General features: G+C 71.6%; 23 protein-coding genes. 17 read left to right on the plus strand and 6 right to left on the minus strand.

Features of this window, described 5'->3' with window-relative positions:
* Nucleotides 1-278 precede the first annotated feature (278 nt).
* Entirely contained in the window at nt 279-1,124 is an 846-nt protein-coding gene (locus tag V6U86_RS02385) for a DUF559 domain-containing protein (RefSeq protein ID WP_334497869.1), read from the plus strand.
* 148 nt (nt 1,125-1,272) lie between these two features.
* On the opposite strand, the gene V6U86_RS02390 is transcribed toward V6U86_RS02385, so the two are convergent.
* Genes V6U86_RS02390 through V6U86_RS02400 form a run of 3 tightly spaced genes read right to left on the minus strand, consistent with a single transcriptional unit; the run spans nt 1,273 to nt 4,448 of the window.
* Nucleotides 1,273-1,617 (minus strand): DUF779 domain-containing protein, encoded by a 345-nt coding sequence (locus tag V6U86_RS02390; protein WP_442934866.1) that lies wholly within the window; start codon nt 1,615-1,617, stop codon nt 1,273-1,275.
* On the minus strand, nt 1,617-3,122 hold the full coding sequence (gene adh / locus V6U86_RS02395) for an aldehyde dehydrogenase (RefSeq protein WP_334497871.1): 1,506 nt from the start codon (nt 3,120-3,122) through the stop codon (nt 1,617-1,619). The genes V6U86_RS02390 and adh overlap by 1 nt, the downstream gene beginning before the upstream one ends.
* A 48-nt stretch (nt 3,123-3,170) precedes the next feature.
* Complete coding sequence (locus tag V6U86_RS02400; RefSeq protein ID WP_334497873.1) at nt 3,171-4,448, minus strand: GAF domain-containing protein; 1,278 nt, start codon at nt 4,446-4,448, stop codon at nt 3,171-3,173.
* A gap of 238 nt (nt 4,449-4,686) precedes the next feature.
* On the opposite strand from V6U86_RS02400, the gene V6U86_RS02405 reads away from it, so the two are divergent.
* The 6 genes from V6U86_RS02405 to V6U86_RS02430 all read left to right on the plus strand — a co-directional run bounded on the left by V6U86_RS02405 (nt 4,687) and on the right by V6U86_RS02430 (nt 10,026).
* Nucleotides 4,687-5,352: a response regulator transcription factor gene (locus V6U86_RS02405; RefSeq protein ID WP_334497875.1), complete on the plus strand. Its 666-nt coding sequence runs from the start codon at nt 4,687-4,689 to the stop codon at nt 5,350-5,352.
* Nucleotides 5,349-6,413 carry a sensor histidine kinase gene (locus V6U86_RS02410; protein ID WP_334497877.1) on the plus strand — a complete coding sequence of 355 codons (1,065 nt, stop codon included), beginning with the start codon at nt 5,349-5,351 and terminating at the stop codon, nt 6,411-6,413. Before V6U86_RS02405 ends, V6U86_RS02410 begins: the two co-directional genes overlap by 4 nt.
* Nucleotides 6,414-6,487: 74 nt before the next feature.
* On the plus strand, nt 6,488-7,498 hold the full coding sequence (locus tag V6U86_RS02415; protein ID WP_334497879.1) for a threonine ammonia-lyase: 1,011 nt from the start codon (nt 6,488-6,490) through the stop codon (nt 7,496-7,498).
* Complete coding sequence (locus V6U86_RS02420; protein ID WP_334497880.1) at nt 7,495-8,619, plus strand: D-alanine--D-alanine ligase family protein; 1,125 nt, start codon at nt 7,495-7,497, stop codon at nt 8,617-8,619. The genes V6U86_RS02415 and V6U86_RS02420 overlap by 4 nt, the downstream gene beginning before the upstream one ends.
* Nucleotides 8,616-9,293 (plus strand): M15 family metallopeptidase, encoded by a 678-nt coding sequence (locus V6U86_RS02425; protein ID WP_334497882.1) that lies wholly within the window; start codon nt 8,616-8,618, stop codon nt 9,291-9,293. Before V6U86_RS02420 ends, V6U86_RS02425 begins: the two co-directional genes overlap by 4 nt.
* Nucleotides 9,294-9,351: 58 nt before the next feature.
* The gene (locus tag V6U86_RS02430) at nt 9,352-10,026 is read left to right on the plus strand and encodes a hypothetical protein (RefSeq protein WP_334497884.1); all 675 of its coding nucleotides are present in this window, start codon (nt 9,352-9,354) and stop codon (nt 10,024-10,026) included.
* A 40-nt stretch (nt 10,027-10,066) separates the two neighbouring features.
* Here V6U86_RS02430 and gabT read toward each other — a convergent pair whose 3' ends face one another.
* The 3 genes from gabT to V6U86_RS02445 form a co-directional block, all read right to left on the minus strand.
* Nucleotides 10,067-11,338 (minus strand): 4-aminobutyrate--2-oxoglutarate transaminase, encoded by a 1,272-nt coding sequence (gabT, locus tag V6U86_RS02435; protein ID WP_334497887.1) that lies wholly within the window; start codon nt 11,336-11,338, stop codon nt 10,067-10,069.
* A 3-nt stretch (nt 11,339-11,341) separates the two neighbouring features.
* Nucleotides 11,342-12,778, minus strand: a complete 1,437-nt coding sequence (locus tag V6U86_RS02440; RefSeq protein ID WP_334497889.1) for a gamma-aminobutyraldehyde dehydrogenase — start codon at nt 12,776-12,778, stop codon at nt 11,342-11,344.
* 161 nt (nt 12,779-12,939) lie between these two features.
* The gene (locus V6U86_RS02445) at nt 12,940-14,181 is read right to left on the minus strand and encodes an SUKH-3 domain-containing protein (protein ID WP_334497891.1); all 1,242 of its coding nucleotides are present in this window, start codon (nt 14,179-14,181) and stop codon (nt 12,940-12,942) included.
* A 78-nt stretch (nt 14,182-14,259) separates the two neighbouring features.
* Here V6U86_RS02445 and V6U86_RS02450 point away from each other — a divergent pair, with 78 nt between their 5' ends.
* The 10 genes from V6U86_RS02450 to V6U86_RS02495 all read left to right on the plus strand — a co-directional run bounded on the left by V6U86_RS02450 (nt 14,260) and on the right by V6U86_RS02495 (nt 24,531).
* On the plus strand, nt 14,260-14,682 hold the full coding sequence (locus V6U86_RS02450; protein WP_334497893.1) for a YbaB/EbfC family nucleoid-associated protein: 423 nt from the start codon (nt 14,260-14,262) through the stop codon (nt 14,680-14,682).
* A complete protein-coding gene (locus V6U86_RS02455) occupies nt 14,679-15,011 on the plus strand; it encodes a hypothetical protein (protein WP_334497895.1) in 333 nt (110 codons plus the stop codon). Before V6U86_RS02450 ends, V6U86_RS02455 begins: the two co-directional genes overlap by 4 nt.
* 15 nt (nt 15,012-15,026) lie before the next feature.
* A complete protein-coding gene (locus V6U86_RS02460; RefSeq protein ID WP_334497896.1) occupies nt 15,027-18,893 on the plus strand; it encodes a toxin glutamine deamidase domain-containing protein in 3,867 nt (1,288 codons plus the stop codon).
* Nucleotides 18,883-19,203, plus strand: a complete 321-nt coding sequence (locus tag V6U86_RS02465) for a hypothetical protein (protein WP_334497898.1) — start codon at nt 18,883-18,885, stop codon at nt 19,201-19,203. The genes V6U86_RS02460 and V6U86_RS02465 overlap by 11 nt, the downstream gene beginning before the upstream one ends.
* Before the next feature lie 137 nt (nt 19,204-19,340).
* Nucleotides 19,341-19,589 carry a hypothetical protein gene (locus V6U86_RS02470; protein WP_334497900.1) on the plus strand — a complete coding sequence of 83 codons (249 nt, stop codon included), beginning with the start codon at nt 19,341-19,343 and terminating at the stop codon, nt 19,587-19,589.
* Nucleotides 19,590-19,705: 116 nt separating this feature from the next.
* Entirely contained in the window at nt 19,706-20,419 is a 714-nt protein-coding gene (nfi, locus tag V6U86_RS02475) for a deoxyribonuclease V (protein ID WP_442934867.1), read from the plus strand.
* Between the two features lie 151 nt (nt 20,420-20,570).
* Complete coding sequence (locus tag V6U86_RS02480) at nt 20,571-21,635, plus strand: hypothetical protein (RefSeq protein WP_334497904.1); 1,065 nt, start codon at nt 20,571-20,573, stop codon at nt 21,633-21,635.
* A gap of 70 nt (nt 21,636-21,705) precedes the next feature.
* Nucleotides 21,706-23,091 carry a phosphomannomutase/phosphoglucomutase gene (locus tag V6U86_RS02485; RefSeq protein WP_334497906.1) on the plus strand — a complete coding sequence of 462 codons (1,386 nt, stop codon included), beginning with the start codon at nt 21,706-21,708 and terminating at the stop codon, nt 23,089-23,091.
* Between the two features lie 61 nt (nt 23,092-23,152).
* Nucleotides 23,153-23,338, plus strand: a complete 186-nt coding sequence (locus tag V6U86_RS02490) for a Trm112 family protein (protein ID WP_030490836.1) — start codon at nt 23,153-23,155, stop codon at nt 23,336-23,338.
* Nucleotides 23,335-24,531 (plus strand): SIS domain-containing protein, encoded by a 1,197-nt coding sequence (locus V6U86_RS02495; protein WP_334497911.1) that lies wholly within the window; start codon nt 23,335-23,337, stop codon nt 24,529-24,531. The genes V6U86_RS02490 and V6U86_RS02495 overlap by 4 nt, the downstream gene beginning before the upstream one ends.
* Nucleotides 24,532-24,571: the final 40 nt, after the last annotated feature.

Genomic DNA, 24,571 nt, shown 5'->3' on the forward strand with positions numbered 1-24,571 from the left:
CACCGCCTGCGACTAATCCCCCCCGCCCCCCGCCCCCCGCCCCGCCCCGCCCCCCGCCCCGCCCCCCGCCCCCCGCCCTCCGCGATCTTGCACTTTGTGCGCTCGCTTTTCATTCCTTACCGGGCATTTCGGCAACAGAAAGTGCAAGATCGCGGGGTGGAGGGGCGGGCCCTAGCATCGCGGGAGGTGGGGTGGGGAACTGTCCACAGGTGGGACGGTTATCCACAGGCGGTCGTTGTGGGACATCGCTGAGATCCTGATGTGGTCAGCCTGCTCTCATGGCTATTCAGTTGTGGCGTACTGACGCGCTGATGCGAAAGCTGACCGTCGCGCGGATCCGTACTCGGCTCGACCGCGAAGAATTGCACCGTGTGCGCAGAGGGATATACGCCAACAAACCCTGTGGCGACGATGACGAACTGCGTGCACTGATGCTCCGGTTACCCGACGGGGCGATGTTGGCTAGGCAGAGTGCCGCCCGTCGACACGGATTCGGTGTGTTGCGCGACGATCTGATCCATATTCAACTGCCCGCGGGGGTGCCGAAGCCCCGTCTGCCCGGAGTGGTTGTTCACCGGACAGTCTTACCCGCTCAGCCGGTCTTCGTCGAAGGTCTGCCCTGCGTGCCGGCGGCTCGATGTGTAGTTGACCTGGCTCGCGCCGTTCGGCGGCTCGACGCACTCCCGGTACTCGATGCTGCGCTGCGGTCGGGCCTGGTAACCCAGGACGAACTGCTGGCCGAGGTGGCGGCCCACAGCGCACTGCGTGGTGTCCGCCAAGCCCGGCAACTCATACCGCTGGCAGACGGCAGGGCGGAGTGCCGACAGGAGAGCCAGTTGCGGCTGATCCTCATCGACGGAGGGCTGCCCCCGCCGGAGCCACAACTGTGGGTGGCCGACCGTTTTGGCATCCCTCTGTATCGGCTCGATCTGGGCTACCGAGAACGTCGGGTCGGCATCGAGTACGACGGACTGTCGCACCTGGATCGTGACCGACTCAGGCGCGACCGGGAGCGGGTCAACTGGCTGAGTGCTGCCGGATGGCGGATGCGCTATTTCACCGACCGTGACCTCTACCGCCGCCCCCAACACATCAAGGACACCATCCGGGCTGCCCTCCTCTAACCCACCCCACCCCACCACCCTCGTCGATCTTGCACTTTCTGTCCCGATAAACCTCTCAACAGGCGCATTCCGACAACACAAAGTGCAAGATCGACGAGGGGGGCGGGGGGAGGGGAGGGGACGGGGGGAGGGGAGGGCGCGGCTCGGCTCAGGGGGCCAGGTGGGAGCGGATGAGGAAGCGGACGCCTTCGGGGGCCTCTAGGGAGAAGCCGCTGCCTCTGCCCGGCACCACGTCGACGGTCAGCGTGGTGTGTTTCCACAACTCCCACTGGGACGCCGACATCCAGAACTCGACCGGCTCAGCCACCCCGTCGACCGAGAGTGAGGCGAGCAGCACGTCGGACGCGCCGGTGCGGAACTCGCCCGCCGGGAAGCACATCGGGGCGCTGCCGTCGCAACAGCCGCCGGACTGGTGGAACATCAGCGGGCCGTGCCGCCCCCGCAGCGACCGGATCAACTCGGCCGCGGCGGGGGTGACGGAGACGACCGGCATCAGAAGAAGCCGAGCTTCTTGGTGGAGTAGCTGACCAGCAGGTTCTTCGTCTGCTGGTAGTGCTCCAGCATCATCTTGTGGTTCTCCCGGCCGATCCCGGACTGTTTGTACCCGCCGAACGCGGCGTGCGCCGGGTACGCGTGGTAGCAGTTGGTCCACACCCGCCCGGCCTGGATGGCCCGCCCGGCCCGGTAGGCGGTGTTCATGTCCCGGCTCCACACGCCCGCGCCCAGCCCGTACAGGGTGTCGTTGGCGATCTTCACGGCGTCGTCGAGGTCGGCGAAGGAGGTCACCGAGACCACCGGCCCGAAGATCTCCTCCTGGAAGATCCGCATCGAGTTGTCGCCCTCGAAGATGGTTGGCTCAACGTAGTATCCGCCCGACAAGTCGCCGCCCAGGTCGGCACGCGATCCTCCAGTCAGTACACGGGCGCCTTCCTGCCGGCCGATGTCCAGGTAGGACAGAATCTTTTCGAGCTGGTCGTTGGATGCCTGCGCACCGATCATCGTGTCGGTGTCCAGGGGGTGACCCTGCACGATCTGCTCGGTGCGTGAAACCGCCGCGGCGAGGAAGTCGCTGTAGTGGCCCTGCTGGATCAGCGCCCGCGACGGGCAGGTGCAGACCTCGCCCTGGTTGAGGGCGAACATGGTGAAGCCTTCCAGCGCCTTGTCGAGGAAGTCGTCGGAGTGAGCGCTGACGTCGTCGAAGAAGATGTTGGGGCTCTTGCCGCCCAGCTCCAGCGTGACCGGTTTGATGTTCTCACTGGCGTACTGCATGATCAGCCGCCCCGTGGTGGTCTCGCCGGTGAAGGCCACCTTCGCGACCCGGGCAGAGGACGCGAGCGGTTTGCCGGCCTCCACGCCGAAGCCGTTGACGATGTTCAGCACTCCCGGTGGCAGCAGGTCCGCCACCAGGGACAGCCAGTAGTGGATGGACGCTGGTGTCTGCTCGGCTGGTTTGAGCACCACGGCGTTGCCGGCGGCCAGCGCGGGCGCGAGCTTCCAGGTCGCCATGAGGATCGGGAAGTTCCACGGGATGATCTGTCCGACCACGCCGAGCGGTTCGTGGAAGTGGTACGCCACGGTGTCGTCGTCCAGTTCGCCGAGTGAGCCTTCCTGGGCTCGGATCGCCCCGGCGAAGTAGCGGAAGTGGTCGATGGCGAGGGGGATGTCGGCGGCCATCGTCTCCCGGACCGGCTTGCCGTTCTCCCAGCTCTCGGCCACCGCCAGGGATTCCAGGTTGTCCTGCATCCGGTCGGCTATCCGGTTGAGGATCAGCGCCCGTTCGGCCACCGGGGTGCGGCCCCAGGCGTCGGCGGCGCCGTGTGCGGCGTCGAGGGCCTTCTCCACGTCGGGTGCGGTGCCGCGGGCGACCTCGGTGAAGGTCTGCCCGGTGACCGGGGTCGGGTTCTCGAAGTAGGCACCGCCGTGCGGCTTGACGTACTCGCCGCCGATGTAGTGGTCGTAACGGGACTGCCAGTGGGTGGGCGCGTCGTAGCGCGTCATGGTTACCTCCGCCGTCGTTGTGCGGGTGTGCCGACGGCGACGCTAGTTTCAGGAACGTTGCAGCCACGTTGCGCGCTGGAGGTCGTACTCCCCGGCGAGCTGGTCGATGCGCGCGAGGGCGAGGGGCCGACGCGGCGCGCCCACCGGCAGTGCCCGCGCCAGGGCCTGCCAGGCGGCCAGGTCGTCGGCCCCCACCGGCGTCGCGGTCCAGGCGGCGAGCAGCGCCGGGTCCGCGGTGGCCAGCACGGCCGCGCGGAGGTGACCGTCGATCAGCCGGCGCAGGCGCGCCACTCCCGGTGCGTCCGACCCGGGCAGCAACGGCCCGGGGTACGCGTCGAGCGCGCCCACCGGATCGCCCTGGTCCAGCCGGTCGGCGACGGTGTTGAAGTCGGCGCGGACGGTCCCGCGTAGCCGGTACGGGCGGGAGTCGAGCAATTCGGGGCCGAGCACCCGCCGCAACCGGGACAGCTCGGCGCGAAGTGTGACCGGGTGCAGCCGGTCGTCGCCGTACAGGTCGAGGCCGAGTTGAACACCTGTGCGCCCCTCGGGGTGCTGAAGCAGCAGCACCAGCAGTTCGCTGTGCCGTCGACCGAGCCGGATGCGCCGACCGTCGAGCCGCAGCTCCGCCTCGTCGCGGCCGAGCGCGGTCACGGTGGCGACGCCGGGTTCGGGCGGTCGGTCGGCGGCGAGCTGCGCCTCGGCGGCCCGGGCGGTGGCCCGAACGAGCGCCAGGCTGTGCGGATTGGCCAGGTGGTCCCCGCCGGTGATGTCGATCGCGCCGAGCAGCCGCCCGGTGGTCGGGTCGTGGATCGGTGCGGCGGCGCAGGTCCACCGCTGGACCTGCCGACTGAAGTGCTCGGTGGCGAAGATCTGCACGCTGTGGTCGACGGCCAGCGCGGTGCCCGGCGCGTTGGTGCCGGCGTGCGTCTCGTCCCAACGGGCACCGGGCACGAAGTTCATCCGCTCGGCGTGCCGCAGCACACCCGGGTGCCCCTCGACCCAGAGCAGCCGCCCGTGCGCGTCGCAGACTGCCATCAGGTGCGCGCCGTCCTGGGCGATGCCGCCGAGCAGGTCCCGGAACAGCGGCAGTACCCGGGCCAGCGGGTGGGCCGCCCGGTACGCGGCCAGAACGTCGTCGGCCAGGTCGATCGGCGGGGTGGCCTCGGGGTTGAGCCGGGCCGAGCGTTCCCAGGAACGACGGACCACGTCCCGTACCCGGTGCGGAGCCGAGCCGGCGGTCACGAACGCCTCGTGGGCGGCGCCGACCTGCGCGATCCGCTCCGCCGGATCGACGCCGAACTCCAGGGCGAGCCACGGGTCAGCCATCTGGCGACCTCCTCGACCCCCATCGTGACGCAGCTCACCCGTGAGCGCCAACCGTCGTGGTCGCGGCAGACGGATGGCGCAGATGGTGTGCTCCGGGCACGAAGCCGACAGCTCCAGGCTTGCGATGGTTTGCCCGCTGGACGCTCGCGTGGAGGATGGCTGCGGCGGGTGCTTACAGAACCCTTAACCCGGGCCTGCGACGGTATGCCGGGCAGGCCGAAATCGGGGAGCGGAAAACGTGCGGGTACTGGTGGCGGACGACGAGCGATTGTTGGCGGACACGGTGGCCGAAGGGCTGCGCCGCCTCTCGATGGCTGTCGACGTCTGCTACGACGGTGACGGTGCGCTGGAACGGGTCGGGGTGAACCGGTACGACGTCGCGGTGCTGGACCGGGACATGCCGGGGCACACCGGCGACGAGGTGTGCCGCAGCATCGCCGACTCACAGGTCGGCACCCGGGTGCTGCTGCTCACCGCGGCGGCCGGCATTCGGGACCGGGTGGAAGGTCTCGGCCTCGGCGCGGACGACTACCTGACCAAGCCGTTCGCCTTCGCCGAGTTGGTGGCGCGGGTGCAGGCCCTGGGGCGGCGGTCCACGCCGGCGCTGCCACCGGTGCTCGCCCAGGACGGCCTGGCGCTGGACGTGGGCCGACACCTGGCCACCCGGGACGGCCGTCCGCTCGCGTTGAGCCCGAAGGAGTTCGCGGTGCTGCACGTGCTGCTGCGCGCGGACGGTCAGGTGGTCAGCGCGGAGGAGTTGCTGGAGCAGGCCTGGGACGAGTTCGCCGACCCGTTCACCAACGCGGTACGGGTCACCGTGATGACCTTGCGGAAGAAGCTCGGCGATCCCGCGATCATCCACACCGTTCCGAAGGTCGGCTACCGCATCGGCGGTACGGCGTGAGCTGGACGCCCCGACGTCGGGTGGTGCTGGTGGGCCTGCTGGCGCTGCTGGCTGGGCCGGTACTGCCGCGGATGGGCGAGTGGCTGACGGGTGTGACCTTGCTCTGGGTCAAGCAGTTCTGTGGCCTGCCCGCGCCGGGGTTGACGAAGGTGTGCACCAGCTTCCGCCCAACGGCGTTCGCGCTGCCCCAGGCGGCAGTGCTGCTCGTGACCCTGGCCGCCCTGGTGGGGCTCTGGTTCGCTGCGGTGTGGTGCCTGCGCCCGGTCGTTGACCTGGCCGGGCCGATCAGGCACCTCGGCCCGCAGAACCTCGGCCATCGGATCCGGCCCAGGGGTCGCGACGAGCTGGCCCGGCTGTCCCGCGCGATCGACGAGATGATGGAACGCGTCTCCGCCGGTTACGAGGGACAGCGGCGGTTCGCCGCGAACGCCTCGCACGAGCTGCGTACGCCCCTCGCGGTGCAGCGGACGCTGATCGAGGTCGGGATGGCCAGGACGCTCAGCGGCGAGCAGTTGGAGTTGTTGACCAGTCAGCTGCTGGAGACCAACGAGCGCAACGAACGCCTGATCGAGGGCCTGCTCGCGCTCAGCGAGAGTGACCAGGGCCTGCGTTCGCGGATACCGCAGCGGTTGGACAGGATCGTCGAGGCGGTGCTGTCCGGGTACGCGGACCGCGCCCGGGAGGCCGGGGTCACCGTCGAGACCCACCTCGCGCCCCGGGTCGTCGTCGGCGAGCGGGTGCTGCTGGAGCGACTGGTCAGCAACCTGGTGGAGAACGCCATCAAGTACAACCGGCAGGGCGGCTCACTGACCGTCGTGGTGGGTGGCGTGCCCGCGTTGTCAGTGGTCAACACCGGCCAACCCGTGCCGGCCGAGGCGGTGGCCGGCCTGTTCGAGCCGTTCCGCCGGCTCGCGCGGGACCGGACCTCGCAGGGCAGCGGGGCCGGTCTGGGTCTCGCCATCGCCCGCTCGATCACGCAGGCGCATGACGGCATCATCGCGGCCCGGCCCGCCGAGTACGGCGGCCTGCGGGTCGACGTTCAGCTACCCGCCCTGACCTGACACTTCCATCCACCTTTCCCGGGGTCCACGTACCGCTGGATCCCGCCCGTGGTGTGCCCGAAGAAGGAGAGACGATGTCACGCACCGTTGGCCAGGTCCGGGCCGATGTCGAGGAGGCCAGCCGCTGGCTTGCCGGCCGTGTGGTCCGCACACCCGTGCTGCGGTCCCCGGTGATCGACGAGCTTGCCGGCGCGCGGGTCCTGCTCAAGGCGGAGAATCTCCAGCACGGCGGCTCGTACAAGATGCGGGGCGCGCTGCGCGCGGTCGGCCGCCTCGCCGCTGCCGGACACCCCGGGGTGATCGCGCAGAGCACCGGCAACCACGCGGTGGCGGTGGCGTTGGCGGCCCGGCAGCACGGCCTCGCCGCGACCGTGGTGCTGCCGGTCGACGCGGCACCGACGAAGGTCGACCGGGCACGCGCGGCGGGGGCGCGGGTGGTGTTCGCCGGCACCGACGTCGAGGAGCGGGTGGCGCTGGCCAACGGGCTCAGCGACGAGAGCGGTCACCCCGTCATCGACGCGTACGACCACCCGGACGTGATCGCCGGGCAGGGCACCGCGAGCCTGGAGCTGATCGAGGACGCCGAACGCGCCGGGATGCCGTTGGACGCGCTGGTCGTACCGGTCGGTGGTGGTGGCGGGGTGGCCGGTGCGTGCCTGGCCGCCGCCGGCTCCGGCATCGAGGTGTACGGCGTGGAGCCGGTGGGCTGCGACTCGCTCGCCCGCAGCCTGGCGGCGGGTGTTCGGGTGCCGGTCGCACCGGCGCCCACCATCGCGGACGGGCTGCGGCCGTCCTGCGTGGGTGAGCTGCCGTTCGCCATCGTGCGGGACACGCTGCGCGATGTCGTCCGGGTCGACGACGACGAGATCGCGGCGGCGTTCCGGCTGATCCTGACGGAGCTCAAGGTGCTCGCCGAACCGTCCGGCGCGGCCGGCCTGGCCGGCGCCCTCCGGCTCCCGCCGGAAGGAGACCGGCAGCGGACGGTCGGCGTGGTGCTGACCGGCGGAAACGTGGAGGCGGCGTTGGTGGCCCGGTTGATGGCACCACGATCCGCCGACCTGACCCGGGAAGGGGCGGCGGCATGAACGCGCCAATTCGGATCGGCATCCTGTTCGGTGGGCCGTCGGCGGAGCACGAGGTGTCCTGTGCCTCCGCGCTCGGGGTGGCGCGGGCGCTTGCCGGCGGCGGATACCGCACGGTCGCCATCGGCGTCACCCGCAGCGGCGGTTTTCGGCTGATGCCCGACGCGCTGCTGGCCGAGTTGCGCGACCGGCCGGCCGGCGAGCGGGCCATCGACGACCAACTGGTGGTGAGCGGGCCGGCCGTCGAGTTGCGGGCCGGCCCGCGTCCCGGCGTCGTGCAGGTGGCCGCCGGCAACGCCCCCGGCGCGGTGCACGCCGAGCTGGACGTGGTCTTTCCGGTGCTGCACGGCCCGTACGGAGAGGACGGCGTGGTGCAGGGGCTGCTGGAGTCACTGAACGTGCCGTACGTCGGGTGCGGCATCCTGGCCTCGGCGGTGGGCATGAACAAGGTGGCGATGAAGCGGGCGCTGCGCGCCGAGGGCATCCCCGTCACCCCGTACGTGGCGTTCGACGCGCACACCTACCGGGCGGTCGACGACCCGGAGGAGCTGGTGACCGGGCTGAGCCGGCCACTTTTCGTCAAGCCGGCCAGCATGGGTTCGTCGATCGGCATCTCGCGGGTCGACGAGGGTGACGACCTGACCGCCGCTGTGGAGGAGGCGCTCCGCCACGACCAGTTGGTCATCGTCGAGCAGGGCGTCGCCGGCCGGGAGTTGGAGTGCGCGGTGCTCGGCGGCTGGCGTCCCGAGGCGTCGGCGGTGGGCGAGGTGCGGGTCAGTGGCGGCTGGTTCGACTACCAGCAGAAGTACTTCGGCGACGCCGACCCGATGATCGTCCCCGCCGTGCTGCCGGACGAGGTGACCGCGCGGGTCCGTGAGCTGTCGCTGCGCGCGTTCGCCGCGATCGGCGGTTGGGGGCTGGCCCGGGTCGACTTCTTCTACGACGCCGGTGAGCTGTACGTCAACGAGCTGAACACGATGCCCGGCTTCACCGCGCACTCGATGTACCCGAAGGTGTGGGCCGCTGTCGGGGTCAGCTATCGGGAGGTGGTGGACCGACTGGTCGAGTTGGCCCGCGTTCGCCACGCGGAACGGTCCGCGAGCTTGGTGGGGAGCCCCCGATGATCCTGCTCTCCGATCCCCGGGTGGCGGCGGTGCCCAGCGCCGACGACGGCGAGGAGTTCGTGGACCTGCGCGAGCTGCCGGAGCTGCGGCTCGACGACCGGGCAGCCGACCCGGCCGGGGCGTACGCCCGGCTGCGCGCAGGTGTCGTGGAGCGCCTGCTCGCCGCGCAGCGTGCCCTGCCCGGTGGGATGCGCCTGCTGGTGGTCGAGGGCTACCGGCCGTACCGGGCGCAGCTGGCCATCTTCACCGGCTACCGGGACGAGCTGCGCCGACTACACCCCGACTGGTCGCCGGAGCGGCTGCACCGGGAGACCACGAAGTTCGTCTCACCGGTCGAGGTGGCCCCGCACAGCACGGGCGGCGCGGTGGACCTGACGCTCTGCACCGACGAGGGTGTGGAGTTGGATCTGGGCACTGCCATCGACGCCACCCCGGAGGAAAGCGCCGACGCCTGCTTCACCGACGCGCCGACGATCGTCGGCACCGCCCGTCGGCACCGGCAGATCATGGTGGACGCGCTCGGTGGCGCGGGGATGGTGAACTACCCGACGGAGTGGTGGCACTGGTCGTACGGCGACCGTTACTGGGCGCTGATCACCGGTGCGCCGCACACCCGCTACGGGCCGGTGGACCTGGCCACCGCACGATCGATACCCGTGCCGGCTGAACGGTAGGGCGCTGCGGCCCGTACCAGGTGAGTGAAGGACACCACCGAGGACGGGAGTGACGGCGATGAGGGTGCAGCGCAGGCACGTGCTGGCGGCGAGCGTGGCGGTGCTCGCCGCAGTGGGTGTGGCGGTGGGGACCAGCTTCGGGTTCGCCGACACGGCCCCGGCACGGTCGTCGGTCTGCTCCGGCTCGGTCACCTTCTCGGCGGAGGGCGGGGCGCCGGCGGCGACCAGCGACCGGTTCCCGGTGGGTACCCGGCTGCGGGTGACGAACCTGGACAACAACCGGGCGGCAACGGTGACGGTGACCGGCCCGTCGGGCAGTTGTGTGCTGCTCAACGCTGCGGCCATGGAGCTGGTCCGGGAGCCGGGGAAGAACGTGATCCGCCGCAACGTGGTGGAACGCGTCGACGGCGCGGCACCGCCCGCCGGTGCTCCGGCCCCCGGCACGGTCCGCCCCGGCGTCGCGTCGCCCGGTGCGCCCGGCCCGGCACCCCGGTCGGCCTGCACGGGGTCGGTCACCTTCTTCGAGGAGGCGGCCGGGCCGGCGGCGACCAGCGGGCAGTTCCCGGTCGGCACCCGGCTGCGGGTGACCAACCTGGACAACAACCGGGCCACCACGGTCACGGTGACCGGCCCGTCGGGCAGTTGTGTGCTGCTCAACTCCGCCGCCATGGAGCAGATCCGCGAGCCGGGCAAGAACGTGGTGCGCCGCAACACGGTTGAGGTGCTGCGCTGACGTCGGGGGAGGGGGCCCGGGGCGCGGGCCCTTCCCCCGTTCAGCCGAAGGCGGCGTCGAGCAGGTCCGCGCCCCGGCTGAGCTGCCCGTCGGAGATCACCAGCGGGGGCAGGAAGCGCAGCACGTTTCCGTACGTGCCGCAGGTCAGGGTGAGCAGGCCGGCGGCGTGACAGGCCGCCGAGATCGCCGCGGTGGCGACCGGGTCGGGGGTGAGCGTGCCCGGGAGCACCAGCTCCACGGCGAGCATCGCGCCCCGGCCGCGTACCTCGGCGACCCGGGGATCCCGCTCGGCGATCGCCCGTAGCCGGGGGAGCAGCACCGACTCGATCCGTCGGGCCGCACCGGCCAGGTCCAGCTCGTGCATGGTCTCGATGGTGGCCAGCGCGGCGGCGCAGGCGATCGGGTTGCCGCCGTACGTGCCGCCGAGCCCGCCCAGGTGCACCGCGTCCATCAGCTCGGCCCGACCGGTCACCGCGGCCAGCGGCAGGCCACCGGCGATGCCCTTGGCCACTGTCACCAGGTCGGGTTCGACGCCCTCGTGCTGGCAGGCGAACCAGTCACCGGTACGGCAGAAGCCGGTCTGGATCTCGTCGGCGACGAACACCACCCCGGCCGCCGTCGCCCAGGCGCGCAACGCGGGCAGGAACCCCGGCGCGGGTACGACGAAGCCACCCTCACCCTGAATCGGCTCGATGAGCAGCGCGGCGACGTTCTCCGCGCCGACCTGCTTCTCGATCATCTCGACGGCTCGGGCCGCCGCCTGCGCTCCGGAGAGCCCACCATCGCGCAGCGGGTACGACATCGGCACCCGGTAGATCTCCCCGGCGAACGGCCCGAACCGGTGCTTGTACGGCATGTTCTTCGCGGTCAACGCCATGGTCAGGTTCGTCCGGCCGTGGTACGCGTGGTCGAAGACCACGACCGCCGGCCGCCCGGTGGCATGCCGGGCGATCTTGACCGCGTTCTCCACCGCCTCCGCGCCGGAGTTGAACAACGCCGAGCGTTTCTCGAACCCGCCGGGCGTCAACGCGTTGAGTTGCTCGCACACCGCCACGTACGACTCGTACGGCGCGACCATGAAGCAGGTGTGGGTGAACCGCTCCACCTGCGCGCGGACCGCCTCGACCACCCTCGGGGCGGAATTGCCCACGCTGGTCACCGCGATGCCGGCGGCGAAGTCGATCCATTCCCGGCCGTCGACGTCGGTGATCGTCGCCCCGGAGGCGTGGTCCACGTAGGACGCGATGACACTGCCGACACCCCGGGCGACGGCACCGCCGCGCCGCTTGTGCAACTCGTCAGACGTGGTCACGCGTCAGCCCTCGATGTTGTGCATGACGTGCTTGATCCGGGTGTAGTCCTCCAGGCTGTAGACCGAGAGGTCCTTGCCGTGGCCGGAGTGCTTGAAGCCGCCGTGCGGCATCTCCGAGACGAACGGGATGTGCGTGTTCACCCAGACGCAGCCGAAGTCCAGTCGACGGGTCATCCGCATGGCCCGGCCGTGGTCCCGCGTCCACACCGACGCGGAGAGGCCGTAGTCGACGCCGTTGGCCCAGCGCACCGCCTCGTCCTCGTCGGAGAAGCGCTGCACGGTGATGACCGGCCCAAACACCTCGTCCTGGATGATCTCGTCGGCCTGCCGCAGCCCGGAGACCACAGTCGGCGCGTAGAAATAGCCGCGCTCACCCTGCCGCGACCCGCCGGTCTGGATCGCGGCGTGATCCGGCAGCCGGTCCACGAAGCCGCTGACCCGGGCGAGCTGGTTGGCGTTGTTCAGCGGGCCGTAGAGCACGTCGGCGTCGTCCGGTGCGCCGGTCTTCGTGGCGCGGGCCTGCTCGGCGAGCGCCGCCACGAAGTCATCGTGGACGCCCAGGCCGGCCAGCACCCTGGTCGCCGCCGTGCAGTCCTGCCCGGCGTTGAAGTAGCCACCCAGCGCGATGGCCTCGGCCGCCGCCGCCACGTCCGCGTCATCGAAGATCACCACCGGGGCCTTGCCGCCCAACTCCAGGTGGGTCCGCTTCAGGTCGGGGGCCGCCGCGGCCGCGACCTCCATGCCCGCCCGGGTCGAGCCGGTGATCGACACCAGCTGCGGGGTCGGGTGCGACACCAGGGTACGACCGGTGTCCCGGTCGCCGCAGACCACGTTGAACACCCCTGGCGGGAAGAACTCGGCGGCGATCTCGGCGAGCAGCAGTGTCGACACCGGGGTGGTGTCCGACGGTTTGAGCACCACCGTGTTGCCGGCGGCGAGCGCCGGGGCGATCTTCCAGACCGCCATCATCAGCGGATAGTTCCAGGGCGTGACCTGCGCGCAGACGCCGATCGGCTCCCGCCGCACATAGGAGGTGTGCCCGGCCAGGTACTCCCCGGCGGAACGCCCCTCCAACATTCGGGCGGCACCGGCGAAGAACCGGAACTGGTCCACCGCCGGGGGAAGCTCCTCCTCGGCGGTGAGCTGCCGGGGCTTGCCGGTGTTGCGCACCTCCGCGTCGACCAGTTCGGCGGCTCGCGCCTCCACGGCGTCGGCGAGCTTGAGCAGCGCCCGCTGCCGCTCGGCGGGGGTGACCTCCCGCCAACTCTCGAACGCGGTGGCGGCGGCGTTCATCGCCGCGTCCACGTCGGCCGCGCCGGAGACCGGGGCCTGGGCGAACACCTCACCCGTGCAGGGGTCGACCAGGTCGGCGTAGCCGCCGTCGGCCGGGTCGACGTAGGAGCCGTTGACGAAGTTGCGCAGCTGCTGCTGGTCACTCATGGCGGGATCACTCCGAGGGGGCCGAGGGCGGCGGTTATCGCAATCTCTCTGCCATCTTCGCTACCGAATTCGCGGCAGACAAGGGTTATCGCGACTGTTTCCGTCGGCTCGTCGAATGCCCCGGGTCATGGTGCCGACCGTGGGCCCGCAGCGCTGCCGCGCTAGTCGGCCTGCCAGGTGCCGTCGTCGCGAACCCGGGCGGGGGCACGGCCGAGCAGCAGAGTGGTCAGCGCGGCGTCGACGGTGTCGCCGAGGAACCACTCGCCGGCCTGATCGAGCGCGAAGACCCGGCCACCCTCGTCCACCGCCAGGATGCTGTCCTGCTGCTCGGTGCCGATCGGAAAGAGGCGTACGTCGAGCACCGCGCCGAAGTCCGCGAGGGTGTCGGCGGTGTGCGCGACCGTGTGCGGGCGGATGTCGAAACGGGAGATCCACACCTGCTCGCCCCGGCCGCGTCGCGCGCCGACCAGACTGGGGAACGCGGTGAGTGCCTCCACGGCCGCGGGAAAGACCTCGTGCCGATGGTTGCGCCCCGGCACCGATGTGACGTCCCGTACTGCGGCAGCGGCCATGATCTGATCGCCGATGTGTGGCCGCCATCCGGCCGCGACCAGCGCGTTGGCGACCTCCGGGGGGAAGCGCCCAGGATCGGGGTCGGTCGCCTCCGGCGCGTTCCACGTTTCGTTGTAGGCGCGAGCCGTCTCCGGTAGGACGTTCGCCCGCACCAGGAAGGAGAGGCACGAGTCGCAGGGCCGCTCGGCGGGCCCACCTGCGGGATCACCCGGCTCACGGATCCGGAAGATCTCGAAGCGGGCATTTTCCAACAGCGCGGCTGCCTCGGCTCGCCCCATCGGAGCGATGCCCTCGGCGGCGCGGCGGTGGTCGTACTCGTGCAGGACGTCGGAGACCACGATCAGCTCGGCATGAGCCTCCCCGCCGCGGACCAGCTCGCCGGGAGGCAGCTGGTCCAGATAGTCGCGCACCAGCGGGTGATGGTTGAGTGGCACGTCGGCCTTCGTGCCCTGGGCCGTCCAGATCCGCCCGTCGATGGTCAGGTGCGCGGCGGTGTTCGGTGTGGCGCCCCGGTTTATCTCCCGGAGCAGCAGACTCGACGGGTCGACGGTGCGAGGGGCGGTCGGCCCTGCGGGCTGGCTACGCCGGTACATCTCCGCCACCACCGTGCTCGGCACCCGGGGCCAGGTGGTGACCTTGCCGGTCTGCTTGTCGATGACCGTCGTCGGCAGGTCGCCCGGCACCGTGCGCACCTCGCTGGGCACGACGGACGTGATGACGTAACCCAGGTCGAACTCGTCGACCATCGCGCTGCACTCGTGGCCGAGGCGCTGCGAGTCACGGCGGGCCCAGGTGGCGGCGAGTTGCTCGGCCTGTTGACGGTCGATCACGCGTTGAAACTACCGGACTACACGGATCGATGGCAGCCGGTATCGTTTCGCTCTACCGACGGTGACGGGAGGGCGGCGGTGGACGAACAGGCGGACCGGGATGTCAATCGCGAGCTACGGGCCCGATTCGACGACGTGTATGGGCAATACCAGCAGCTCCGGTCCGGTTTGGACACCCTCCAGGCGCGGCTTGCCGCCCTGCGGGTGACCCGGCGGTCGGCCGACGGGCAGGTGACGGCGACAGTGGGCGCGCAGGGCCAGCTGATCGAGGTCGAGCTGACGTCGGCCATCTATCGGGACCGGGACGCCGGGGCGCTCGGCCGGAAAGTCACCGAAACGATCCGGGCTGCCGCGACCGCCGCCGCCGACGCCACTCGCGACCTCGTCGCCGAGAGCATGCCGGCCGGCTCCGGGACGGTGGATTTCCTCAAGACCGGCGACTACGCCACGCTGCTCGGTCGGGCCGACGCCGTCATCGGCAAGGGCGAGGCGAAGCCATGACCGACGGGCGGCTCTGGCTTGATCCGTCCCGGGCCCGCCGGGGTGGTGCCGACCTGGCGCTCGCCGGCGAGGCCGTGACTGCGCGTCGGGCGGCGGAGGGGGGCGCGATCGAGGCCGCCAGTGGCGCCCGGCCGTGGGGGCGCGACGACATCGGCGCGGCCTTCGAGCGCAACTACCGCGGGTTCGAACAGACCGTGCTGCGAGCCTGGGCGGGCGTCGGGCACCGGCTCACCGAGCTGGGCGGCGATGTGGTCCAGTCGGTCGACGCGAGCGTGCAGACCGACGCTGCCAACGCCACCCGGCTCGGTCGGGCCGCCGACCGGCGCTGACAACCGACGATCCCGATGAGCGTGCTGCCGAGTCCCATCCCGCACCCACTGGACCACGCTCCGTGGGACGTGCCCGGCTGGATCTACGAGGCCCTCGACTGGGTGGTCGGCGTGCAGTGGCCGGAGGGCAACGAGCGGGCCGTCTGGGACGTCGCCGACCAGTGGTACGCGGTCGCCTCCGTGCTCGCCGGGCCGCACGCCGACGCCGCCGCGGCCGTCGTCGAGGTGCACAGCGGGTACGGCGGTGTCGGGGCGGTCGACGCGGCGTTCGAGGCGGCCTGGCGCGGGATCGCCGAGGGTGCCGACGCCCCGCTGCCCGTACTGCTCGCGGTCACGGCCGACCTGGGTCGACTGGTCGAGGAGTGCGGTTGCGACATCGAGGGCGCCAAGCTGGAAGTCTGGATCGAGCTGGGCATCCTCGTCGTCGAGTTGCTCTCCGTGGCGGTGGCGGCGGTGTTGACCGCCGGTGCCGCAACCCCGGCCGCTGGCGTGGCGATCACCGCGACCCGGCTGCTGGTTCAACAGATCTTCAAGCGGCTGATGGGCCAACTGGCCAGCAAGTCCCTCAAACACGGGCTCAAGGAGGCCGGCGAGCGGGCCGCCAAGGAGGTCGCCCGCGGGGGTGCACGCGGGTTCGCCAAGCGGGCCGCCCGCGAAGGGCTGGAGGAGGCCACCGAGGAAGCCGGGGTCACCCTGGCCACCCAGGCGTACCAGAACTCCACCGGGCGGGCACACGGCCTGGACCTGACCGATCTCGGTGCCTCGGCGGTCGGTGGGCTCGCCGGTGGGGCGGTGGCTCCGCTGGCCGGCCTGGGCCGGCACGCGACCGGGCGAGCGGCGCGAGTCGGGGAGCACCTGGGGCGGGAGATGACCGGCGAGGTGCTCGCCGAGAGCGCGGCGAGTCTGGCCACCGGTCAGGGTCTGACCTCGATGGAGGACGTGGCGCGCGCCGCCGCGTCCGGGGCCACCGGTTCGGCTACCGGCCAGACCGACCACGCGCTACGCGTCCGGCTCGACGCGCAGGCGACCGCCCTCGCCGGAGCGTCCCTCACGGGTCCCTCCCTTCCGCCGCCGGTGCCAGTTGCGGGGGATGCGGTGGTCCCGTCCGCAGTGGCGGCCGCTTCAGCGGTGGGGGTCTCGCCAGCGGTGGGGGTCTCCCCTGCGGTCGGGGCTGCGGCTGCGGGGGCTCCCAGTGACGTGGTCTCAGGCGGTCCGGTTACGGCTGGGGGCGTTCAGGTGCAGGCGACGGAGGCCGTCGCCGCGACGTCGGCGAACCAGTTGGCTGCGCCGACGTCCCCGGGCATCGAGCAGTCGCCGGCCGTCGGGCTGGCGTCTCCTGTCGCCGCCGACTGGCAGGCGTCGTCACCGATGCCGGACGGCGCGGTGTCCGACGTGGACGTGGCGGACCATCCGGTACGCCCGGCCGAGGCGACCCCGTCGACGGTCGCGCCGTTCGAGGAGAGAACGGGCGTACCGCAACCGGTCACGGCCGACCCCACGCTCTCGGCGGCGGCCGCGCCGGTGGCCGGCCCTCTCGAATCGAGCAGTGGGCCGGCAGCCACCGGTGCGCCGCCGGCCCACCCCGGCAACCCGCCACACGCCACCACCCCCGGACCGACCGCCTGGTCTCCGGTTGCCGGCCCCTCCACACCGACGGTCAGCCCCGGCCTGGCGACGCCGGTCACCTACGGCGTCCCGACCGCCACCAACGGTTCGCCGCCGGTCGCCGCCACGCCACCGGTGGTGGGTCGATTCGCCGTGCCGTCGCGTGCCCCGACGCGGGAGACGCCCGCACCGGTGCGAGCGCCCGACCACCCAGCCCGGGGAAGGGCGTCGATCCCGGTCGACGTGGCCGCGTTCGGTGCCCCGTCCATGCGCGAGCCCGAAACCAACGACTCGTACGCGGCGCAGTGGGCCGCCGCAGCGGAAGCCGCCGAGCGGCGGCGCTACCAGGACCACTACGAATCAGTGCGCATCGGGTTCGAGGCCAACCGCAGGCACTCCGAGGCCGACCGCCTGCACACCCGTGCCGTGGAGCACGACCGCCGAGCCGTCGAATACGGCACCTACGCCCGGCAGCTGCACCAAGCCGGCAACCGGCAGTGGGCCGACGGCTGGCAGCGCGCCGCGAACGAGGAGGCTCGCGCGTACTCGCAATGGCGTGACCTGGCAGACGCGGTGCTGGCTGGCAGCACCGCCCCGCCGGTCGTGGACATCAGCGCCACCTTCGAGCACGCCAACCGGGACGTGGGCGCGCTCGCGCTCGGCGCGGTGGAGACCGCCGGCCCGTCCAGGCTCACCGGCGACGACGATCCGCCGCCGATCGACGACTCCCGGCCGTACGGGCAGCCCGGAGGACTCCGACCACCGCTCGCCCTGCACCAGGTCGACGTCGAGCGGCAGATGCCCCGCGAGCCGGACGGCACCATCATCCGCACCGCCGACCCCCGGCAGGGCGGCTGGTTCCGGCTCCTCAACGACGGTGGTCCCGCGGCCGACGCCACCCGGGGCATCAACTGCCTGGACTGCACGCTGTCGCTCTTCGAGACCTGGGTGCACGGGCGACCCCGCGTCTCGGCGCCGCGAACCTTCGACGGCTACCTGGACGGCGACATCCGGCGTCCCATCCGCGGCGAGGCAGGCGGCCCGGGCCGGGTCGAGGACGTGACCGGCGGGCGCTTCCAGCAACTCCTCGCCCCCGCGTCGGGCCAACGACCGGACGCCGGGCAGGCCCGGCAGGCCGCCGACCAGGGCTACCGCAACCTGCACGACCAACTGCTGCTGGGCGGCCACGGCAGCTACTCGTTCCTGGTCACCGAGTGGGCGCACGGTGGTTCGCACGCCTGGGTGGCGCTCAACCAGAACGGCACGGTGCTCTACGTGGACCCGCAGAACGGCGTGGTCCGGGACCGGCCGCTCTACCCCGACGTGGTCGGCATCGACGCGCTGGTGCTGAGCGGGGACGGCCGACCGATGCCGCTCGGCGGACTGCCCCGGGGCCGGTTCAGCGAACGGCCCGACCTGCCGGATCACCCACCGACGCACGACAACGGCGGCCACGGTGACCCGTACATCAACCGCATGTACCTGCTCCTGGACGGCCCGGGTTCGGCCCCCGATGCCGCTAGCGGGCAAAACCGCATCGAAGCCATGCAGGAAAGCGCGGCCGAAGAGCGGGGCGACCGCGGCTGGCAGGCCGCCGGTCCTCTGTTGCCCACGGATGAAACCGGCCGTCAGCTCAACCCGAAGGATTGCGAGTTCCTCGGCATCACACCCGATGCCGTCCTGGCCTGGGCCGACAGGTCGGCGCCCCTTGGAGCTACCCGTGCACAGTTCGCACAGATGACGGCCGAGCTCTTCGATGCATTACGGGAGGATGGCCTCGACCCGTCGGCTGTCGACATTCGGCTGCAAGGCTCATCGGCCAACTTCTTCTCGGGTCCTCACAAGCAGATGCCGACGGAGTCCGAGCTGATAGACGACCCGGAGGCGTTGGCGCGTCTACAGAGATGGTCGCAGGGAACGCCCCTGCCGCTGCGTAGGCCGTTTGACGCCATGTACCGGCTGGGCCTGGAAGAGCCAAGTGACTATGACTTTCAGATTTCCTCCGATGAGATGGTGGAGCGGGCTCGGCAACACGCGGCCGAGAAATATCCTGGCCTTCGTGTCGTCAATGCGAGGTACGGGTTCGTGGCGAAGAAGGTGGCGCGAGAGTGCTTCCCCAGCGTGTTCCAATGGGCTGAACGGCACGCCCGTGAGCTGGACCGCGACGTGGTGCCGGCTATTTTTCCTGGTTCCGGGCCGCCGGATCGCGCCGCAACTGGAGTGTCGTCCCACTTCCGAGATGCGGACTGGATTGTTGGAGAAACGAATGCCAGTTAGCTGGGTAATTGATTTACGTGGGCACCTGGACCGGGCCGCTCTGGGTCGTCTGCGGGCAGCGCTCGGCCTCAATGAGGTTGGGCGTCTCGGCGACGACTGGGACGAGTTGTTCGGCGAAGTCACCCGGGCGATCGCCGGGGTCGCTGCGCGCGTTGAGCTCTGGCGCGACGTGGACAGCCAAGGATGGCGCCTCGACATCGAACTGCCGGCGGACCCGGACGACTCGGACGTGCAGGATCTGCTGGCCGCGCTCCGGGCGGAGGTTGAATCGGCAGGCGTGCAGATCGCTTTGATCGCCCGTCGCCGCTAGCGACTGGATGCACGGCTGGTACGGGCACGGGTGCGGTACGAGCAGGCGCGCGACGAGTTGGGCCTTGCCTGAGCGGGGGCCGCCCTGTCGTGAACGGCGATCGGTGGGGCCTTGGCCGCGCCGACTAAGATCGACGCATGGCGAGATCTGACAAGCAGGGCATCAGGTCCACTGTCTGGGCGTGGCCGCTTGGCATCCTGGTCGGCCTGGCGATCGGCATTCCGGTGTTCGGGGCGAAGGGTGGCGTCGCCTTCGGTGTCGCCCTCGGCATTGCCTTGGTGCTCGGCCTGGCTGCGATCAGGGGCCGGGCCGAGGGCGGCCCTGTCCGGGGTGGCTCCGACGGCAGGGTCGCCGGGGATGGCGCCGACGCCGCAGGCCGAGGGTGATCGACTCGGGTTCATTGAAGTCGGGGCATCCAGGTCCGGGGGATGGCCCGACTTTCATGATGTCGAGTGGATCATGGCGGATCGCGCATGCCGCGCACGCCGCGCACGCAACGGGCATGGCGGGGACAGTGGGCGCAGCGGACAGGACGCGCGTGGGGACCGTGGGGCCGGGCAGTGTTGCCGAGGCGGTGGCCGTACAGGAGGAGTTGCGACCGCTGGTGGACCTGGTCGGGCCGGGTCCGAGCACGCCCGCGACGGTGGCCGGCCTGGACGTCGCGTACGCCGAGGGTGGTGACCTGCTGGCGGCGGCCGTGACCGTCCTGGATGCCCGGACCCTGGCGGTGGTGGACTCCGCGGTCGGTGTGGGGCGACCCGCGTTCGACTATGTGCCGGGGTTGTTCGCCTTCCGCGAGTTGCCCGCGTTGCTCGACGCGCTCGACCGCCTGACCACCATTCCGGACCTGCTGGTCTGCGACGGGCACGGGCTGGCCCATCCGCGCCGGTTCGGGCTCGCGTGCCATCTGGGGGTCGTCACCGGGTTGCCCGCGATCGGGGTGGGGAAGACGCCACTGGTCGGGGCGTGGGATCCGCCGTCCGCCGAGCGGGGTTCCTGGTCGTCGTTGCGTGACGGTGGTGACGTGGTCGGTCGGGTGCTGCGGACCCGGGACGGGGTGAAGCCGGTCTTCGTCAGCGTCGGCCATCGGATGAGCCTGGAGAACGCGACCGCTCAGGTGCTGGCGTTGACGCCGCGCTATCGCCTGCCGGAGACCACCCGCACCGCCGACCGGCTCTGCCGGGACGCCCTCGCCGAGGCAGTGCGGCCCGGCTGATCGGCTGGTCAGCCCGGTCGGCGGCAGGTCGACGGAGCGGGCGGTAAACCGTAACGCTGCACACATCCGGGCCGCTCTATGACCGACGGTGTGGCCGGGCCGGTAGTAGCCTGACCCGCGGACCCCACCCGGAGAGAACGGCGAGGTGATCATGACAGTGCGTCGACGCGCGGCACGGCTCGCGGCGGTCTGCGGCCTGGCAGGCGGCCTGGTGCTGCTCGGTGCGTCGCCGGCGCTGGCCGACGAGGACTCGGTCCGGGTGGGCGCGGCCAGCAGCTTTGCCGCCGGTGGGTCCGCGCAGGGGGTGAACGTCGCGGTGCGCAAGCGCACCGACGGGTGCGTCCTGCTGCGTACCGCGCTGGGCTTCAGCTTGGCGGGTCTGCAGTCGAACCAGGTGTCGGTCCAGGTCAACACGGGCGGGCGCTGGTTCCCGGTGGCCGTCACCGGTGGCGCCGGCAACGTGTCGACCGCGCAGACGTCACCCTCGAAGCCGACGCTCTGCAAGGGCAAGGGCATCACGGTGCGCTACCGGGTGGCGTTCGCGGCGGGTGCGCCGGGCGGTCGTCTCGTGGTCACGGGTGCGGGCATCAGCGCTGCCGGCCAGACGTTGGGTCACGCCACCGACGCGGCGCGGCTGACCGGAGCGCGGGGCACCCCGTCGCCGACTCCGTCGCGGTCGAAGAAGCCGACACCCACCCCGAGCCCGTCCGAGGTCGCGACCGTCGATGAGGCGGTGAACCCGGCTGCGCTGGGCGGCGTGTCCGCCGCGCCGAACACCACGGCGACCGCCGCCCAATCGTCCGGAGGAGGCTCGCCGGTGATGTTCTTCGGCATTGTGCTGGTAGCGGTGGGACTGCTGCTCATCGTCCTGCTGTTCCGTCGCTCGCGGCAGGACCGGACGCCGTCGGACGACGGGCCGGGCATCCTGCCAGGCAACCCCGGCGGCACCACCTACCGCGCCGGGGGTGGGTTGCCGGCCGCGCCCGGTCGCCCCGGTCAGGTGTACGGCCAGCAGCCCTCGGCCGCCGGTTGGGGTGCGGTGCCGTCCCCGCGTCCCGCCACCGGCGGGGTCTACGGTGCCAGGCCGGAGACGCCTGCCGCAGCCCCGGAGGCGACGCAGCCGATGCCGGGTCGGCCCGACGGTCGACCGTTGCCCGGTGACCCGCCCACCGACGGCGGCGGCCACACCGCGTTCATTCCCCGGCTCCCCGGCTGAGCGGAGTACGACCCGGCCGCTCCGTTAGGCTCAGGATCGGTGTCTAACCTGCGGCCAAGGAGTGGAACACGTGTCTGATCTGTCCCAGATTGTGAAGGCGTACGACGTCCGCGGGACGGTGCCGGACCAGTGGGACGAGCGGGCCGCCGAGGCACTGGGAGCCGCCTTCACTCAGCTGCTCAACTCCACCGACGAGCCGGGCGACGCGGTCGTCGTCGGGTACGACATGCGGGCCACCTCACCCGGCCTGGCCGCCGCTTTCGCCGCCGGCGTACGCGCCGTGGGGCGCTCGGTGATCGAGATCGGCCTCGCCTCCACCGACCTGCTCTACTACGCGTCCGGCTCGCTCGACCTGCCCGGCGCGATGTTCACCGCCAGCCACAACCCCGCGCAGTACAACGGCATCAAGATGTGCCGCTCCGGTGCCCGCCCGATCGGCCAGGAGAGCGGCCTGGCCGAGATCCGGGACCGGGCCCAGGCCCTCCTGGACTCGGGCGACGCTCGTCCCGCCGGTGCGCCGACCCGGCCTGCCGAGCGACGCGAGCTGCTCCCCGACTACGCCGGTTACCTGCGCAAGCTGGTCGACCTCTCGGGCATCCGACCGTTGAAGGTGGTCGTCGACGCCGGCAACGGCATGGGCGGCTTCACCGTTCCGACCGTGCTGGGCGACGCGGCCTTGTCGCCGCTGCCGCTGGAGATCGTGCCGCTCTACTTCGAGTTGGACGGCAGCTTCCCCAATCACGAGGCCAACCCGTTGGACCCGGCGAACCTGGTCGACCTCCAGCGCGCGGTGGTCGAGCACGGGGCCGACATCGGGTTGGCCTTCGACGGTGATGCCGACCGGTGCTTCGTGGTCGACGAGCGCGGCGAGCCGGTCTCACCGTCGGCGATCACCGCACTCGTCGCCGCCCGCGAGCTGGCCAAGCACCCCGGCTCCACGGTGATCCACGGTCTGATCACGTCCAGCGCGGTTGCGGAGATCATCCGCGAGCACGGCGGAAAGCCGGTCGTCGCCCGGGTCGGGCACTCCTTCATCAAGGCGGAGATGGCCCGCACCAACGCCGTCTTCGGCGGTGAGCACTCCGCGCACTACTACTTCCGGGACTTCTGGTTCGCCGACACGGGGATGCTCGCGGCGATGCACACGTTGGCCGCGCTGGGCGAGCAGTCGCTGCCGCTGTCGGTGTTGGCCGGTGAGTACGAGCGCTACATCGCCTCCGGTGAGATCAACTCGACGGTGGTCGACCAGGCGACCGCGGTGGCCGAGGTGCGCGCCGCGTACCCCGACGCGGTTGCCGACGAGATGGACGGGCTCACCCTGCGTTTCCCCGACGGCGCCTGGTTCAACCTGCGCGCCTCCAACACGGAGCCGCTGCTGCGGCTCAACGTCGAGGCGCCCACCCGGGATCGGATGGTCTCGCTCCGGGACGACGTGCTCGGCCGCGTTCGCCGATAAGATCGCCTGCGCCGGTCGGCACCGCCGTCGGTGAAGCCGCACACGTGGAAGGAGCCGTGCCATGGCCCTGGATCCGCAGTTGCTCGAGATCCTTGCCTGTCCGGACACGCACCACGCCCCGCTCACCTATGACGCCGAGGCGCAGACGTTGACCTGCACGGAGTGCGGTCGGATCTTCGAGGTCCGCGACGACGTGCCGGTTCTGCTGCTCGACGAGGCGCGCGGCGGCCCCGGGCAGCCCTCATGATCGACGGTACGGCCGGGCTCAGCGGACGCCGCGACGCCGACGAGGCCCTGCTCGACAACCCGCAGGCGTTGGCCGAGGCCGACCCGGGCGGCATGCTCCGACACACGGCGTCGGCCGGTGCGCAGGTTCGGGAGAGCGCCGCGCTGGCGGCCGAGGCGAACCTGGCCGTCCTCGCCGACGACGGGCGGCCCCGAGCCGTCGTGATCGCCGGCATCGGCACCGCGGGGCGTACCGGGGACGTGCTGGCCACGGTCGCCGGGCCCCGCTGCCCGGTCCCGATCATCGGGCACCGCTCCGCTGGCGTACCCGGCTGGGTGGGCGCGGCCGACGTGGTGATCGCGGTGAGCGCGTCCGGACGTAGCCCGGAGGCGCTCGGCGCCGCCGAGGCGGCCCACCGGCGTGGGGCCCGACTCGTCGCCGTGGGCGCCCCGGACTCGCGCTTGCAGTCGATCGCCGAGCAGGCCCGGGCGCCGTTCATCCCGGTGCCCCGGCGTGCCCCGGCCCGGGCCAGCCTCTGGGCGCTCACCGTGCCGGTCCTGCTCGCCGCCCGGTCCCTCGGGCTCGTGAAGGTCAACGAGGCGGACCTGGCGGAGACCGCGGCCCGGCTCGACGCGGACGCCGACCGCTGCCGGTCCGCCGCCGAGTCCTTCGTCAACCCGGCGAAATCACTGGCCCTGGGTCTGGCCGGCTCGATTCCGATCGTCTGGGGCTCGTCCCCGCTGGCCACGGTGGCTGCCCGCCGGTTCGGCGACACCCTGTCGGCCAACGCCCGCTACCCGGTGGTCACCGGAGCGCTGGGTGAGGCCGGGCGGGGTCGCGTCGGCCTGCTCGACGGCGTCTTCGGCGGCCTGGCCGAGGGGGAGCGGGACATTTTCGCCGACCCGACCGAGGACGACGGCGAGGGCACCCGGCTGCGGCTGGTGCTGCTGCGCGACGGCGGGCTCAACGCCGAGGACGACACCGACGAGCCGCTCGCCGTCGAGGAGCGCCGCGCGGACGCTGTGCAGACCCTCGCGGAGCGTCGTGGTGTGCGCTGCGACGTCGTGACCGCCGAGGGTGGCTCCGCCCTGGAGCGGCTGGCGTCGCTGATCGCGGTTCCGGATTTCGCCTCGATCTACCTTGCGCTGGCCCACGGGCTGGACCCCATGGCCGTTCCGGCCATCACCGAGATGAAGGAGCTGTCGAACCAGTGAACGAACGTAGGGGGCGGCGCGTCATGCGCGGACCGGCCGG

The sequence above is a fragment of the Micromonospora sp. CPCC 205558 genome (assembly GCF_036902955.1).
Taxonomy (GTDB): Bacteria; Actinomycetota; Actinomycetes; order Mycobacteriales; family Micromonosporaceae; genus Micromonospora.